This window comes from Mesorhizobium sp. M0518 (assembly GCF_040321125.1).
Lineage (GTDB): Bacteria > Pseudomonadota > Alphaproteobacteria > Rhizobiales > Rhizobiaceae > Mesorhizobium.
The window spans coordinates 15,759-31,771 of sequence record NZ_JAMYQY010000012.1; the positions used below are offsets into that span (position 1 = coordinate 15,759).

General features: G+C 62.5%; 16 protein-coding genes. 1 reads left to right on the forward strand and 15 read right to left on the reverse strand.

Annotation, left to right across the window (positions count from 1 at the left end; all coding sequences use genetic code 11):
- Window positions 1-19: 19 nt before the first annotated feature.
- Window positions 20-811 (reverse strand): anti-sigma factor family protein, encoded by a 792-nt coding sequence (locus NKI66_RS18340; RefSeq protein ID WP_352443177.1) that lies wholly within the window; start codon window positions 809-811, stop codon window positions 20-22.
- Complete coding sequence (locus tag NKI66_RS18345) at window positions 808-1,326, reverse strand: sigma-70 family RNA polymerase sigma factor (protein WP_352752482.1); 519 nt, start codon at window positions 1,324-1,326, stop codon at window positions 808-810. Before NKI66_RS18345 ends, NKI66_RS18340 begins: the two co-directional genes overlap by 4 nt.
- A gap of 219 nt (window positions 1,327-1,545) precedes the next feature.
- On the opposite strand from NKI66_RS18345, the gene NKI66_RS18350 reads away from it, so the two are divergent.
- Window positions 1,546-1,797 (forward strand): type II toxin-antitoxin system Phd/YefM family antitoxin, encoded by a 252-nt coding sequence (locus NKI66_RS18350; protein ID WP_023812878.1) that lies wholly within the window; start codon window positions 1,546-1,548, stop codon window positions 1,795-1,797.
- 439 nt (window positions 1,798-2,236) lie between these two features.
- On the opposite strand, the gene NKI66_RS18355 is transcribed toward NKI66_RS18350, so the two are convergent.
- The 13 genes from NKI66_RS18355 to NKI66_RS18415 form a co-directional block, all read right to left on the reverse strand.
- Window positions 2,237-4,981, reverse strand: coding sequence for a DUF2339 domain-containing protein (locus NKI66_RS18355; RefSeq protein WP_352752484.1), 2,745 nt, complete (start codon window positions 4,979-4,981; stop codon window positions 2,237-2,239).
- A gap of 112 nt (window positions 4,982-5,093) precedes the next feature.
- Window positions 5,094-5,612, reverse strand: a complete 519-nt coding sequence (locus NKI66_RS18360) for a PaaI family thioesterase (protein WP_023812876.1) — start codon at window positions 5,610-5,612, stop codon at window positions 5,094-5,096.
- Window positions 5,609-6,385: a DNA repair protein RecO gene (gene recO, locus NKI66_RS18365; RefSeq protein ID WP_023812875.1), complete on the reverse strand. Its 777-nt coding sequence runs from the start codon at window positions 6,383-6,385 to the stop codon at window positions 5,609-5,611. The genes NKI66_RS18360 and recO overlap by 4 nt, the downstream gene beginning before the upstream one ends.
- A 132-nt stretch (window positions 6,386-6,517) precedes the next feature.
- Complete coding sequence (locus NKI66_RS18370) at window positions 6,518-7,675, reverse strand: porin (RefSeq protein WP_023812874.1); 1,158 nt, start codon at window positions 7,673-7,675, stop codon at window positions 6,518-6,520.
- A 704-nt stretch (window positions 7,676-8,379) separates the two neighbouring features.
- Window positions 8,380-8,622, reverse strand: coding sequence for a hypothetical protein (locus NKI66_RS18375; protein WP_023812872.1), 243 nt, complete (start codon window positions 8,620-8,622; stop codon window positions 8,380-8,382).
- A 190-nt stretch (window positions 8,623-8,812) separates the two neighbouring features.
- The gene (era, locus tag NKI66_RS18380) at window positions 8,813-9,736 is read right to left on the reverse strand and encodes a GTPase Era (RefSeq protein WP_023812871.1); all 924 of its coding nucleotides are present in this window, start codon (window positions 9,734-9,736) and stop codon (window positions 8,813-8,815) included.
- A complete protein-coding gene (gene rnc, locus NKI66_RS18385) occupies window positions 9,733-10,485 on the reverse strand; it encodes a ribonuclease III (protein WP_023812870.1) in 753 nt (250 codons plus the stop codon). The genes era and rnc overlap by 4 nt, the downstream gene beginning before the upstream one ends.
- Complete coding sequence (gene lepB / locus NKI66_RS18390; protein ID WP_023812869.1) at window positions 10,485-11,234, reverse strand: signal peptidase I; 750 nt, start codon at window positions 11,232-11,234, stop codon at window positions 10,485-10,487. The genes rnc and lepB overlap by 1 nt, the downstream gene beginning before the upstream one ends.
- Window positions 11,235-11,312: 78 nt before the next feature.
- Window positions 11,313-11,726 carry a holo-ACP synthase gene (gene acpS / locus NKI66_RS18395; RefSeq protein ID WP_023812868.1) on the reverse strand — a complete coding sequence of 138 codons (414 nt, stop codon included), beginning with the start codon at window positions 11,724-11,726 and terminating at the stop codon, window positions 11,313-11,315.
- Window positions 11,723-12,322 (reverse strand): DUF2062 domain-containing protein, encoded by a 600-nt coding sequence (locus NKI66_RS18400; RefSeq protein ID WP_023812867.1) that lies wholly within the window; start codon window positions 12,320-12,322, stop codon window positions 11,723-11,725. The genes acpS and NKI66_RS18400 overlap by 4 nt, the downstream gene beginning before the upstream one ends.
- Window positions 12,323-12,577: 255 nt before the next feature.
- Complete coding sequence (locus NKI66_RS18405; RefSeq protein WP_031213577.1) at window positions 12,578-12,958, reverse strand: VOC family protein; 381 nt, start codon at window positions 12,956-12,958, stop codon at window positions 12,578-12,580.
- A 71-nt stretch (window positions 12,959-13,029) separates the two neighbouring features.
- On the reverse strand, window positions 13,030-13,608 hold the full coding sequence (gene pyrE / locus NKI66_RS18410) for an orotate phosphoribosyltransferase (protein ID WP_023812865.1): 579 nt from the start codon (window positions 13,606-13,608) through the stop codon (window positions 13,030-13,032).
- 50 nt (window positions 13,609-13,658) lie between these two features.
- Window positions 13,659-15,887 (reverse strand): RelA/SpoT family protein, encoded by a 2,229-nt coding sequence (locus NKI66_RS18415; RefSeq protein WP_023812864.1) that lies wholly within the window; start codon window positions 15,885-15,887, stop codon window positions 13,659-13,661.
- Window positions 15,888-16,013: the final 126 nt, after the last annotated feature.

Here is a 16,013-nt window from a genome sequence, read left to right on the forward strand (position 1 = left end):
CCGGCAAAAGCGATGCCGTTCAGCTTGCCAGCCCGTTTACAAGTTGCGTGTAGGCGCTCCTCGCGACCTCGGCCAACCGCTCGCGCGGCAAGGAGCCGACCACGGCACAGCCATAGCCCTTGTCCAGCCAGTAGACGGCCTCGGGTCCGTCTTGCGCGGCGGCGTAGGTGCCCTTGGCATTCTCGGTCGATTCCGTGGTGACGAACAGCGAGATACGCTGCCCATTGCCGTCCTCGTAAAGCAGCATGGCGGCCTTGCTCTCGCCTGCCGGCAACAGCCGGCCGCCCACCAGCTGGAATCCGTCGGCGGTCAGGTCCGGCGCCACCAGCTTCAGCCCTACCCGGTTGGACAGCCAGGTCTGCAGATGGTCCTTGTCGCTGGCCGGCACCTCGACGGCATGCCGCTTTTCGGCGGCATAGATGACATGGGCCGCGATTGCCTGCTCGGCCAGCCGATCTTCCGCCGGGTCCTCCTGGCCGATGCCATCGATGCCGGCAAAGTAGCCACCAAGTCCGCCAGTGACCAGAAGCACGGCGGCAGCAGCGGCAAGCCACCAGCGTGAGCGTGGCACAGATGCCTTGACCGGCACCTCGCCAAGCACGACCTTGCGCAACCGCGCAGGCACGGCTTCGTCCAGCACGTCGGCGAAGGCGGCACGCAGCGCCGCTCGGTCGGCGGTGAAACGGGCGCTCTTGGCCTTCATCTCGGGATTGGCGTCGAGCCAGGCATCGTAGGCCGAGCGCTCATCGCCGGGCAGCTCGCCATCGAGCGCCATGTGGATGTCACGTTCGGAAAAGTCGCGGCGGATCATTTCTCGACGATCCTTATCGCCCGGCGGCGCGCCGTGTCGTCCAGCAACCCGCGCAATTCCTCACGCCCGCGCGCAATGCGCGACATCAGCGTGCCCGCAGGCACGCCCAGAATGTTGGCGGCTTCGGCATAGGAAAAACCTTCGATGGCAACCATGACAAGGGCTGCGCGACGGTCGGGGCTGATCGCCTGCAATGCGTCGATGATCTCGCGCGAGGCAATGCTCTCCATCTGCTCGGCCGGCTGGGCAACGGCCTCGCCCGCCTCCAGCGGCAGCATCGCCGCCTCGCCGCGGCGGTTCACCTTGCGCATCTGGTCGATGAACAAATGATGCATGATCGTAAACAGCCACCTCCTGGGGCTTTCTCCTGTCTGCCAATTGTCGAGCCGCACAAGCGCCCGCTCGAGGCAATCCTGGACGAGATCGGCGGCAGCGTCGCGGTCGCGCAAAAGCGAGCGTGCGTAGCGGCGCAGGCGCGGTATTTCGCCAAGGATTGCTGCCTTCTTTTCGTCCATGACCGCTGGTTTTCGAGGTCGCCCTTGTTGATCCGATTGAACGCGCCTTCCGGGCGCGGCGCAAGCGGCCAGCGCGAAGCGGTCCGCCGCTCCGGTCACCCAAGCAATGAGATAACGCTGGCTGGTGCCGATTTATTCCCGACCGGAAGGCAGCGGCAAATCGATTGCTTAGATACGTAAAATATGCACAATAGGTGAAATACGTATGAGGACCACCCGATGAAGCAGTTCACCTTTTCAGACATGAACCGGGCGTCCGGCGAAATTCTCGAAACGGCAATGATCGAGCCTGTCGCTCTCACGAAACGTGGCAAGGAGAAGCTGATCATCCTGTCAGCCACCCAATACCGGCAGCTCGTCAGTTCGCCTCATGCCGTAGCCTACACGCTTGAGGACGCGCCGGACGAGATCCACGATGAACTCATGTCCGGATTGGAGGCCATCACAACCGGCGACAAGCCGGATGCTTAAGCCCGGCGATTTGCTTCGATACTACTATCTATGGGCGCGGCAGGCTGATGTCGGCGAGGAGTCCGGCCGCAAGGCGCGGCCCGTCTGCATTGTGGTTAGAACGCCCGGCAACGCCTGCCGCACTCTTCTTGTTCCCGCTCACTTCGCAAAAGCCCGACCAGTCCCACACGCATGTTGCCGTGAGCGAAATCGAGTGCCGCAGAGGTGGGCTCGATTTTCCGTCGTGGCTGATTCTAGACGAGTACAACCGCGTACAAGTCGACGAAGCTTATGATCTGGTCACGACGAAGCCAATAGGCCCCTTCAGCCCGGCGTTTGTCCGCAAGATCGCGGGCCTCATCAAAGAGGCAGTCGTACAACGCCGCGTGCGTGGCACCATCCGAAAATAGCGAATAGGCGGTCCATGAACCGGTAAGAACTGTTCACGGAAGCAAGCGTGTCATCCCTCCTTCGCCGCCCGCGTCAGCAGCCGCTGATAAAACAGTCCGATGCCGATCAGCACCGCGCCGAGGCCGATGAAGGACAGCGCCCTGAGCACTCCCTCCAACTCCGACATGTCGAAGATGAAGACTTTCAGCACGGCGATCGCGATCAGCGCGGCCGAGGCAATTCGCAGCACCTGCGACTTCAGCCAGACGCCGGCGGTGAGCAGCGCCACACCGATGACCAGCCAAAGCGCCGAGTAGGTGTAGGTTTCCAGCTGGCCGAGGCCGCTCCACAAGCCGATGAACTCGCCCTTGAACAGACGCCTCACCGAGAGCGTGGCATAGGCGAAGGCAAGTGCGGCAGCCACCACAGCCAGCATCTGCGCATACCATTTCGGCCGCTTGTCCCTGGTGTAGAGCGCCAGTCCCCCGGCGGCGATCGCCGGCAGGAGATAGGCGAGGAACAACAGGTTGAACACCGGGATGCGGCCGGTCGATTCGTCGGTGAACAATGGGTTCAGCAAGACGAAATGCCTGACAACGATGAAGGCGACCGAGGCCACACCGGCGGCCATCGAACCATAGCGCAGCACCGAGCTTGGCGAGCGCATGTCGATGGCGACCAGGATGGCGCCGGCGCCAATGGCGATCAGCGTGTAGATCGACTGTTCGGCGAGCGTCATGGCACCCGTGTCGATGACGCCGCCGTGCATGGCGTGGCGCACCAGCATGGCGAGCGTGAGCAGCGCAAACAGCGCCGCAGCCGCCTCCATGGCAAGGCGCGGCCGGCCATTCGTGGTGCGGGCGAGCTGCCAGGCGGCGAAGCCGAAGGCCAGCGCCGGCACGCCGTAGCCGGGCAACAGCCAGTTGAAGACCGGTGTCCTCGACAGGAACCCGGCGCCGACAATGGTCGGGTCGAAAGCGACGCGGCCAAGCACCGCGATCACAGCGCCGACCGAAATCCAGCCGAGCACCGGATAGGCGCGCCGGCGCGTGGCCAGCGCCGGCACGATGGCCGCCGCACCGAGCAGGATGGTGGCCCAGCCGGAATCGAAAGCCATATGCATGAGCAGGAGCCCGGCGATGGCCGCGCCGCCCAGGGCAAACGACACCGCGACACCGCCCTTGAGCGGCGGCTCCTCGGCCCGCGCGATCCACTCGCCACCGGCGGCGAAAATGACGACCAGCAGTGCCGCCGCGGCAGCGTAGACAAAGTCACGGTCGAGATTGCCGAAAGTGAACCAGAGCGCCAGCAGGACGACCAGCGGGACGATGACGCCCCACGCTGCCCATGAGGCCGCGCGGATCTGCGTGCCGGCGGCGAACCGGCGTGCGGCCCAGAAGCCGGCGCCGATGAAAACCAGGCCAAGTACGATGCCGATGCGCAAGGTCAGCGCGTTGGACGTGGCCACCGGCAGTCCGTCGACGCCCAGGGCACCGCCCGAAAAATCGGAAGCGATCGAGGTTGGCGGGATGATGCCGAGATAGATCAGCACCATGACCAGTCCCGCGGCATAGAGGAGCGGCAGCGCCAGCGGACGATAAAGCGCGACAGCCACCATTGCGGCGATCACCACCGCGCCCGGCAAGGCATCGCCGGCGGCTGCAAAGACCGGGTCGACCGACAGGCCCAGCGCCGAGAATGCGATGAACAAGCCAGGCACGATAGACGGCCAGTCGAAAACCCTGGCCGGCCCGGTTTCATCGCCACGGCGAGCGAGCCAGACAAGGGCCAGCACAGCCAGCGTGACGGCGTCGATGAACAGGATGGCGGAGAGGTTCGCCCCCGGCGCATCGGTCATATAGAGGATGGTCCAGACACCGGTGCCGAAAAAGGCGGCCGCGATCAGTAATTTCCAGTCGCGCATGCGGGCGATGACGCCGGTCGCTGCGAGCACGATCGCGAGATAGCCGAACAGCGCCCAGGGACTGGGTGCCTGCGAGGCGACCAGCACTGGCGTCACCATGGCGCCGACAAGGCCGATGCCGGCCAGCGCCTGGCCATGGACAAGGGCTGCCGCGATCGTCGCCACCCCGATGACGCCAAGCAGAATGAAAGCAAGTGCCGGGCCGATGAAGCCGTAAATGCCATGCGCGGCATAGACGGTGCCGAACAGGATGAAGGCACCGGCCGCGGTCAGGATCGCCGGGATATAGGCGCCGGCAGCGCCTTGCACCGGTACTTTGAAGCCGGTGCGCCGGATGAACTCGCCGCCGGCGACCAGCACAAGGCCGAGCACGCCGGCCATGCTCAGCCGCACGCCGGGACCGAAAATGCCGGCTTCGATGGTGTAGCGGATTAGGAACAGGCCGCCCAGCGCCAGTGCGATGCCTCCGACCCAGACCGCCCAGCGGGTGCCGAGCGCGGTTTCGACATCGGATTGGCGGGCGGCTTTCGCCGCTCCGGGAAGCTCCGCGGGATCCACCGCCTTCGGTGCCGGTTCTGGAGCGGTCCACGGCCCGGAGACGATCTCGCCGGTCGAGTCTTCCGTGTCCGTGGCTGGCGCCGGGGCGGTGACTGATGCGCTTACCTCCGGCGGAACGATATCGGTCGCAGCCGCTGCGTCCGGAGCCATGTCGGCGGGCGCGTTGTCGTCCACCTGTTCGGACGACTGGGCCGCAGGCGGCACGGCACCGGAAAGGACCAGGCTGCGCAGCGCGCCAAGCTCGCGCTCGACAAGGCCGATGCGGCTCTGCTGGCGCGAAATGATGACGAACAAAGCGATGATGGCGACAAGGCCGATCAGGCTTTCAAACATGGCGGTTCCCCCAAACCAGGCCAGTTTTCACTGACATCCGTCGTACTGACATTCAAATGCGGCGGCCAAGCGGCCAGAAAATCCAAGCTCGGAAAACTCAATGCGCCGCCAGTCAACGCGCCGCCAGATTGGCGGCCGGAAAGATCGAGCATGTTTCGGTGCCGAAAGCCAGCAGCTTGCCGCCGGCATCCTTCAACGTCGCTTCCGACACCGCCAACGTGCGGCCCTTGTGAACAACCCTGCCCTCGCACACCACCTCGCCGGTCCTCGGCGTGATGGGACGCGTCAAATTCACCTTGAACTCCGCCGTCGTATAGGCCTCGCCCTTTTCGAGCAGCGTCTGCACGGCACAGGCCAGTGCCGAATCGAGCAGCGTCGCCGCCCAGCCGCCATGTACGCTGCCCAGCGGATTGAGATGGCGCTCGCTCGGCATGCCACGAAAGACAGCGCGCCCTTCCGAGACTTCGGTGAGAGTGAAATTCAGCTGAAAGGAAATCGGCGGCGCCGGATACTTGCCGTCGACGATGCGCTGCAGCAATTCCAAACCGGTGTATTTCAGGATGTCGGCGTGCGGAATGGTGCCGAGGCCGAGCGGTGAGACCCGGCCAGGATAAAGTTCGACCTCGCTCATGTGATGATTTCTCTGGCTGCGTCCTCGCCAGCTATGGCCTTGCCGCGCGCGTGATGTTTGCGCAAGGCGGCGAGGAAGCCGGTACGAGCGTCTGGCGGCTCGAAGCCGCGCGGCTCATAGACATGGCGGTTGAAGAAGAAGCCGGTGAGCCGGAAGGCGTCCTCGACCGCTGCCGCATCGGCGCGCAGGCCGGAGCCGCGCTGCAGGAAAGCCGGCAGAGTCAGCATCTTGTCGCGCCAAGGCAAACCGGCTTCGCGCGATACCGCGCGTCCCGACTTCGGCGAGACATAGGCCAGGTCCTGTCGCGTGCCGGTGGCGGCACATTGACTGAGATCGAGGCCGAAGCCGAGTTCGTCCAGCACCAGAAGCTCGAAGCGCGCCACCAGTTCGCCGGCAATTTCGGCATCGTCGAGATGGACGATCATTACGGCAAGCGTTTCGTAAAGACCTTCGTGCGCATCGCGCTCGGGCAGCAGGCGCAGATGCGCGGCCATGGTCTGCAAGCCGTAGACGGCGACGGCGCTGTCCATCAGCCGGGCCGCGTTCATCTCGATCGCTTCGGCCTGGAACGTGCCGAGGTGCTCGTCAAGGCGCGCTCGCCACAACAGGTCGACACGGTTGCCGGGCTGGAGAACAGGCTGCTGCTTGCGCGAACGGCCGCCGCGAACAAGGCCGAGATGACGGCCATGCGCTCGCGTCAACACCTCGAGAATGGCGCTGGTTTCGCCATGCTTGCGGGTGCCGAGAATGATTCCCTCGTCGCGCCATTCCATTTCAGGAGCTTTTCACCGATCGGGTGGCGAAATCAAGGTATCGGCTTGGCCCTGGGTAACTCTCATGCCAATGGCATAAAAAACCGCCCGCAGCGATGTGCTGCGGGCGGGCTGGTGAGGTCAGTCGATCTGTTAGAAATTGCGCTGGAAGCGAACGATGCCGCCGACGCTGCTCTTCTTGTCGGCCTTGGTCCAGTTGTTGAAATCGAAGTCGTCGAATTTTCCTGCATTGAGGTAATCGACTTCGGCCGTGATCGTGTAACCGGGGACGATGGTGTAGGCAACGTTGGCCGCGACGCCGAGGTTCTTCCAGTCGTCATAGGAGACCTGGGCGTTGAACGAGGTCTTGTCGTTGAACTTGTAGGTGCCGCCGCCCCAGATCGCCCAGTTTCCGCCCCATGGCTTGTATTGGGTACGGCCTGTGCCGAAGTCGTTGATGTTGTCGTTGGTGCCGTAGCCGCCCATGACGAACAGCGTCAGTTCCTTGCTGACGTTGACGTCCAGACGGACCTTGCCGGACACTTCCTCATAGTTGCTGTCATAGGCCACGACGCCGGTGATCGCACCCCAGTCGCCCTTGTACTTCAAACCGCCGACAACATGCGGAACGTAGCTGTCGATCGTGTTGACGGCGGTGCCTTCTTCGAGCGAGACCACGCCCGTGAAGCCGCTGCCTGCGTCGAAGTAGTAGCTGATGAGGTTGGTATCCTTGACACCATACGGGATGAGCGTGTCCTGGATGACATTGCCGGCATAGCCGATGAACTGGTCGTATACCGTTTCATCCTTGCCGACCCGCAGGCCACCGAGCTGGATCCAGGCGAAATTCAGCGAAGTCTTGCTGGTTCCATCTGCCTTGTTATTGCCGGCTTGCCAGCCAGTGCTTGAGCTTCCGTCATAGTCGCCAGAGGAGTTGCCGAACTGGAACCGGGTCTCGGTGAAGGTCTTCAACGTGCCGAGCTCGGTTTCCTGGCCGGTATAAGTCCTCAGCGTGAAGCGCATGTTCTTGTAATAAGTGTCGTGCCTATCGCCGTCCATGTGATCGGCAACGTTGTTGACACCATCGAACGTGCCGGAATCGCCGACGCCCATGTCGTAGCGAAGATAGCCGCCGATGCGCAGGCAGGTCTCGGTGCCAGGGATGTAGAAGTAGCCGGCGCCATAGACGTCGCAAATCTTGACGTATTCGGCAGGTTCCGGCTCGGCAACGACGACAGCGTCCGCGGCGCGCGCGCCGCTGGCCGCGATGAGGGCCGCGGCTGAGCCGAGAAGGAGGCTCTTGATGTTCATTCTCTGACCTCTCCAGTCATAGTTATAAATGGCTTCGGATTTGTGGCTGGCGGCAATGTTTTCCCGCCTCACCCCCACAGCGAAAAAGGCTCGCATCGCTCGCCCTTTTCAGCGGCGAACATACCCATCGATCATCTGTCTTCAATGACGATTTCCCGAATAATGCCAATTCCTTGAACAGATTAATACTGTGTTGCACAAATAACACTTGCGAATCCGACGAGTGGCACAACTGGCACAATGTCATTTATTAAATATATATACCGATACTTTCGCGGCTAAATACAATTGTGACGTGCTATATTTCCAAAATGACCGTATAATGCGGAATATCTACCTGATTTACGCCGAAATCGCCTGAATCTTGCCGCCCCCTTTATCGTCAGATGCCGCCGATCCGCCAAACCCACTTTGATACCGAGGCGAAAAGCAGGATGACGCCTCCAAGCCTGTCTGCCTCTTCCAAAGCGATCGAAACCCCCTGGAGCGCTGTCGCGTCGCTGATTGTGACAGCAGTCAACCGTTGAAGGCGATTCCTTCGCGACGCCTCTCAGTCGACCTTGGCGACGCAGGCGACGTGGTCGCCCGCCTCGATAGGCGGATTGGCACACATAGGTCCTGGAAAGCATCGCTTCGGCCAGAATGTCCCTGGTCACGCCATGCGATGGCGGATGGTCCGGCGACAGGATCAGGGTTCTGGTTGGCTAGAGCGGCGTACCGTTCGGCACTTCACGCCCGCGCGCGTGATCGGCAAGCACTTCATCGGCCACGTGCCAGGATTTTTCAAACTCGACGGGGTTGATGCCGATGTATCCGCCGACCGTGATCAGCGCTTTGCACATCATCGCTTCGTCGGCGGGAAGGTCGGCGCAGAACGCTTCCCGGCTTTTGCCCTCGAAAAGCGTCCAGGCAATTGCCAGATCACAGGCGGGATCGCCCTTTTCCACCTCATCTCGTCGCTAAGATAGAAGCCTCAGCTGCCAATCTCGACCGGCCTGACCGCAAGATCACTCCTGCGTGGCGACCAGTCGGCTGACAAGCGCCGTGTCGATGTTCAGATTGCTGACCATGGACCTGGAGCGATTTATTTGAACTCTCCGAAAACCGCTTGCCGCTGTCGCTACGCGAACCTTCGGTCTAGCGCGGAAACTCGAGCCCCATCTCGCGATAGCGCTCGGGGTCGTCGCCCCAGTTCTCGCGCACCTTGACGAACAGGAACAGGTGCACCTTCTGTTCCAGGATACCGGCTATTTCCATGCGTGCCGCCTGGCCGATGGCGCGGATGGTCTCGCCCTTGTGGCCGAGCACGATCTTCTTCTGGCTGTCGCGCTCGACATAGATGGTCTGGTCGATGCGCACCGAGCCATCCGGCTTCTCTTCCCATTTCTCGGTCTCGATATGCGAGGAATAGGGCAGTTCCTGATGCAGCCTGAGATACAGCTTCTCGCGCGTGATCTCGGCCGCGAGTTGGCGCATCGGCAGGTCCGAGATCTGGTCTTCCGGATAGTACCAGGGGCCGACCGGCAGAGCCTCGGCCAGATAATCGAGCACGTCCTTGCAGCCGGAACCGGTCAACGCCGACACCATGAAGGTGCGCTTGAACGGCACCCTTTCGTTGGCTGCCGCCGATAAGGCCAGCAGCGCCTCGTGCTTGACCCGGTCGACCTTGTTGAGGATCAGCACCATCGGCTGGCGCACATCCTTCAGCCGCTCGAGGATGGCGTCGGCGTCGCCCCTGATGCCGCGTTCGGCGTCGATCAAAAGCAGCACGATATCGGCGTCCTTGGCGCCGCCCCAGGCGGTGGTCACCATCGCCGTGTCGAGCCGCCGCTTTGGCTTGAAGATGCCGGGCGTGTCGACAAAAACGATCTGCGCATTATCATGCGTGGCGATGCCGCGCACGATGGCGCGGGTCGTCTGCACCTTGTGGGTGACGATCGACACCTTGGCACCGACCAATTGGTTGACCAAGGTCGACTTGCCCGCGTTGGGCGCGCCGATCAGCGCGACAAAGCCGGAATGCGTGGCGGCTGCGGTCGCCGGCTCTTCGGTGGCGGTCATGCCGCACTCCCTTCACTTGAGCGCGCGCGCTCCGGTTTTTGGGCCGACGTGGTGGCCCAGACGCCTTCGCGCACAAGAAATGCCGAAGCCGCCGCTTCTTCGGCAACCCTGCGGGAGCCGCCAGTACCGCTTATCGGCGCAAAGCCGCGGACCTGCAAGGACACGGTGAAGACGGGCTGGTGGTCCGGGCCTTCTCGTTTCTCGATCACATATTCAGGGCGCGCATCGCGGGTCTTGGCAATCCATTCCTGCAGATCGGATTTCGGATTGAGCGGCTTTGCGATCACCGTATGCGAGCGCGGTTCCCAGTAGCGCAGGACGAACCGCCGCGCGGCCTCGATGCCACCGTCGACGTAAACCGCCGCGATCAGCGCTTCGACCGCATCCGCCAGATAGTTTCCGCCCGAGCCACGCGACCGCATCTTCAAGGCGGAATCGGCGCGGACCAGATCCTCCAGCTGCATTTCGATGCCGATTTCGGAGCATGTCCGCGCATCGACCAGCGCATTGAAGCGCGGCGCGATTTCACCTTCCGGCGCATCGGGAAATTTCTCGAAAAGCATATCGGCGACGACAAGCCCAAGCACGCGGTCGCCAAGGAATTCCAGACGCTGGTTGTTGCTGGCCGCCTTGACCGCACTGGAATGCGTCAAGGCGGTCTCGAGCAAACGGATATCCTTGAAGACGTGACCGGTCTTGGCCTTCACCAAACCGGCCAGAGTTTCGCCCGTCGGACGCTTCAAAGCCATCAATTGACGAAGTGGAACAGGCGCGAAGCGCGCATCAGCGACGGCCATTTCCAGATTTCGAGAGGGCTCGCCTTGCCGGCGATCGAGAAGAAGACAAGATTGGCGCGGCCAACCAGATTTTCCGCGGGAACGTAGCCGACGGTGAAACGGCTGTCGGCGGAATTGTCCCGGTTGTCGCCCATCATGAAATAGTGGCCGGCCGGCACGTCGAATTCGCGGGTGTTGTCGCCGATCGAGTTCGAATTCAGATCGAGCGTGTCGTAGCTGACGCCGTTGGGCAAGGTCTCACGATAGACGTCGATCGGGCGCGATTCCTCGGTGATGTCGGGATTGTCGATCTGGCCTGTTTTCACGCGCGGCACGCCGACGCCGTTGATGAACAGCTGGCCGTCCTTGACCTGGATCTTGTCACCCGGCAGGCCGACCACGCGCTTGATGTAGTCGACGGACGGATCAGGCGGGAACTTGAAAACCGCTACATCGCCGCGCTTCGGCTCGGAGCCCCAGATGCGGCCTGAAAAAATATCGGGTCCGAAAGGCAGCGAGTAGCGCGAATAGCCGTAGGACCATTTGGTGACGAACAGATAGTCGCCTTCCAAAAGCGTCGGCCGCATCGATCCCGACGGGATCGAAAAAGGCTGGAACAGCAGCGTGCGGATGACCAGGGCGAGCAAAAGCGCCTGGACGATGACGCTGACGGTCTCGCCAAGCCCGCCGGATTTCTTCTCGGATTTTTCAGCCACGCTCATGTCGTCCTCGATTGTGCGTTGGATGGTATAGAGTCTCGGCGCGCGCTGGGCAACGTCAATGCCGGTCGTCAGAGGCAATCAATGTGGCGCTTCTTCGACGGGCAGCGCCTCGATGATCACAAAGGCTTGAGCGAGCGGGAAATCATCCGTGATGGTGAGGTGGATCGCCGCCCGGTGGCCCTTTGGCAGGATTTTGTCCAGCCTGGCCTGCGCTCCTCCCGTCAGCGCCATGGTCGGCGCGCCACTGGGCAGGTTGACGACACCCATGTCGCGCCAGAACACGCCCTGCGCCAGACCGGTGCCCAGCGCCTTGGCGCAGGCCTCCTTGGCAGCGAACCGCTTGGCATAGGAGGCAGCACGCGCCCGCCGGTTTTCGGAGCGGGCCTGTTCGATCTCGGTGTAGATTCTCTGGATGAAGCGCTGGCCGTGACGCTCCAGCGACTTTTCGATGCGTCTGATGTCGATCAGGTCGCTGCCGATGCCGATGATCATCGCGCGGTGGAACCGATGCTTGCGCCGGGATGGGACGATTGCGCATGCCGGCTTGCACGCTCGGCCAGACGCTTGCGCCGCTGTTCGCGGAAAGCGTTCATGCCCCAGCGCGTGATGGCGTAGAACAGCAGCCCGAAGGCGAGCCCGAGCGGAACCGCGCCGATCAGCATCGGTTCGAGGACCGGTTTCCACAATTGCGCGAAGGAGAGATTATGCAGCATCTCGCCCAGATGTGCCGGCGGCCCATGCGTCGGCAGGCGGTCATGCAGGATGAGCTTGCCCGTTTCCCACGACGCGCCCCATAGCAACGGGAAGGTCAGCGGGTTGCCGAAAAAAACCGCGCCGAGAGCGGCCGCCACCAGATTGCCGGCGATCACCCAGCACAGGAGGGCAGCGATGATGAAATGGAAACCGACGGGAAAGAATGAAGCGAAGACACCGGCCGCAACACCGGCCGCAACCGCATGCGGTGTGGCCTTCAGCCGCAGGATGCGCTTGGAAAAATACTGAAGCGAGCGCGAAAACGAGCGGCGCGGCCAAAGGTAGGTACGCACCCGCTCATAAAAGCCATCAGGCTTGCGGCGTCGAAAAAGCACTCTGTTCCCGTTCCACAGCGCCCGCAACGGCACCTTCAGCCGGGCGTGGCAGCCACATCTTGCGCTTGACGATCACCCTATGGCAATCGCCACCTTATATAACGACGCGCTGGCGCAAGAACAACCAAACACCTTCTGTGCGCCGCGCTTGTCGCCGCCCTTAGGGGCGGCAGGTCTTGCTTCGAACATCGGATAATCGCGGCGAATTTAGGGAACCGGCAGTCGCATCGCCGAAAGGCGCATCGTCGCCGGCGGCTACGGCAGGTATTCGCTGACCTCGACCAGATTGCCGTCTGGGTCACGGAAATAAACCGACATCATCGGACCTCGGGCCCCGATACGTTCAACCGGGCCGAGTTCCACCACCACACCATTGGCCGCGAGCCGGGCACGGACCTCATCCAGTGGCCGGTCGGTGATCAGGCAGAAATCACCTGATCCTGATGTCGGCGACTTCGCCTTGGGCTCGAAAGTGCGGCCGACCTCATGCACATTGATCTTATGGGTACCGAAAGCCAGCGCCGTCGGCCGATCCGCCGCGTCGATGCGCTCAAAACCCAGCACGCGCTGGTAAAACTCACAGGTCACTTCCAGCGAAGCGACCGTCAGCACGAAATGATCGATGCCGGCGACCATTTCCAATCTGTCTTCACGCATGTCGCTTTCCCCAAAACCGCCGCACATTGTTGGGCGAAAAAAATGCCCCGTCAGATGTTGCGGCTGCCGGGCTTGATCGCCGGGATGGCGGCAAGCTCCGGCGGCAGCCGGTCGGCCGGATAGGCCGGGACCTCATACTCGGCAAGCGCGATGAGCGGCACACCGACATCGGTCTTGCCGGCCGAACGGTCGATGATGCAGGCCGCGGCCGCCACCTCGGCGCCAAGATCGCGCAGGCACTCGATGGTCTCACGGATCGACAGGCCAGTGGTGACGATGTCCTCGACGATGACGACACGCGAGCCCCTGGCGATCTCGAAGCGGCGCAAGCGGAACTCGCCCCCTTCCCGCTCGACCCAGATCGCCGGCACGCGGAGATGACGCGAGGTCTCGTAGGCTGGGATCAGCCCTCCGATCGCCGGGCCGACGACATAATCAATCTTGCCTGGCACGCCAGCGCGTATCTTCTCGGCCAACGCCTTGCACAGAAGCTCGGTCTTGTCGGCATGCATGAACACGCGCGCCTTCTGCAGGAAGACCGGACTGCGCAGGCCCGAGGTCAAAATGAAATGCCCTTCCAGAACAGCACCCGCCTCGCGGAAAATGCCCAGCACTTCATCGGTGTTCATGTCTGCCTCTTTTTGATTGACCATGACTTTGTCCGAAACCGGAGCATGGTCTAGCCATTGACGCGTCTTGCGTCGCTGACGCTCGAATTGTCCTTGAGCTGCGACAGCAGCCGGTTGAGGTGCTTGAGATCCCAGACTTCGAGATCGATCAGCATTTCGGTGAAGTCGGGAGCAGTGCGCACCATCGACAGTGTATGGATGTTGGCGTCGTTCGAGGCAACCACCTGCGCTATATCGGCGAGTGACCCCGGCGCGTTGATGGCGGTGACCGATACGCGCGCCGGAAAGCGTTCCTTGGTGCGCTCGTCGATGTCCCAGCGCACGTCGATCCAGCGTTCGGGCTGATCGTCGAACGCCTGCAGCGCCGGCGACTGGATCGGATAGATGGTGATGCCGGTGCCCGGCTGGACGATGCCGACGATGCGATCGCCAGGCACCGCCCCTTCCGGCGCGAAGCGCACCGGCAGATCGCCGCGCACGCCGCGGATCGGCACGGCGCCATCGCGTGGCTGGTCCTTGTCCTTGCGCGCGGCACGACCCGGAATCTGGAACAGCATGCCGGCGGCATTGCGGATCTTCGACCAGCCCTCCTCGCGCGGCTTGGGGACGGCCGTGGTGACGCGCTCATCCTTGTAGTCGGGGAATACCGCCTTCATGACGTCGGTGGAGGCGAGCTCGCCGCGCCCGACGGAGGCCAGCACATCCTCGATGTCCTTGCGCGCCAGCCTGTGCAGCACCTGCTTCAGGCTCTCCTTGGTGAAGGTCTTGCCGGCACGCTCGAAGGCGCGTTCCAGGATGCGGATGCCGAGACCCGAATATTGCTTGCGGATGGCATTCTTGGTGGCACGGCGGATGGCCGAGCGCGCCTTGCCGGTGACGACGACCGATTCCCACGCCGCCGGCGGAACCTGTGCCTTGGAGCGGATGATCTCGACCTCATCGCCGTTCTTCAGCTCCGTCATCAGCGGCATGATGCGGCCGTTGACCTTGGCACCGACGCAGGTGTCACCGACATCGGTGTGCACCGCGTAGGCGAAGTCGATCGGTGTCGCGCCGCGCGGCAGCGCAATCAACATGCCTTTCGGGGTGAAGCAGAACACCTGGTCCTGAAACAGTTCTAGCTTGGTATTTTCGAGGAAATCCTCGGGATTGTCGCCTTCGGCAAGCTGCTCGATGGTGCGCCGCAGCCAGGCATAGGCGTTGGTTTCCTTCGAAATCGCGTGGGCGGCGCCATTCGTCTTGCCGCCGGTGTCCTTGTAGATCGAATGGGCAGCGACGCCGTATTCGGCGATCTTGTTCATCTCTCGGGTGCGGATCTGCAGTTCGACACGCTGGCGCGACGGGCCGACGATGGTGGTGTGGATCGACCGATAATCGTTCTGCTTCGGCGTCGAGATGTAATCCTTGAAGCGGCCCGGCACCATCGACCACGCGGTGTGGATGGCGCCAAGCGCCCGGTAACAGTCCTCGACCGTATCGACGACGACGCGGAAGCCGAAAATATCCGAGAGCTGCTCGAAGGACAGTGCCTTGGCCTCCATCTTGCGGAACACCGACCACGGCTTCTTCTGCCGGCTCTTCACGCCGGCGTTGATCGCATGCTTCTCGAACAGCGTGGACAGCGCTTTTTCGATGTCCGTCAGCACGCCCTTGTTGCGCTCGAAGATTTCGGCAAGCCGTGCGGTGACGGCGCGATAGGCCTCCGGATTGATGAAGCGGAAGGCGATCTCCTCCAGCTCCTCGCGCATGCCTTGCATGCCCATGCGGCCGGCCAGCGGCGCGTAGATATCCATCGTCTCCTCGGCGATGCGCAGGCGCTTGGCTTCCGGCATGTGGTCGAGGGTGCGCATATTGTGCAGGCGGTCGGCGAGCTTGACCAGCAGCACGCGGACATCTTCTGAAATCGCCAGCAGAAGCTTTCTCAGGTTTTCCGCCTGCTCGGCCTTCTTCGAGACGAGATCGAGCTTCTTCAGCTTGGTCAGGCCCTCGACCAGCTTGCCCATTTCGGGGCCGAACAGATCGTCGATCTCGGCCCGTGTGGCGGTCGTGTCCTCGATCGTGTCGTGCAGCAGGGCGACCGCGATCGTCGCCTCGTCCATATGCATCTCGGTGAGGATGGCGGCGACTTCGAGCGGGTGCGAGAAATACGGGTCGCCGGAAGCGCGCTTCTGGTGGCCATGCTTCTGCATGGCATAGACATAGGCCTTGTTGAGCAACGCCTCGTTGACGTCAGGCTTGTAGCGCTGGACGCGCTCGACAAGCTCATACTGACGCATCATGGGCGGGATCTCGCGGTGCTGAAATGATTGATGCGCCGCACTAGCGTACGGCGCATCCCATAGATAGCCACGAAACTGACTGGACGGAAGTGCCGGAAACGTATTCCAGGCAGGTCCAGAGCGCTG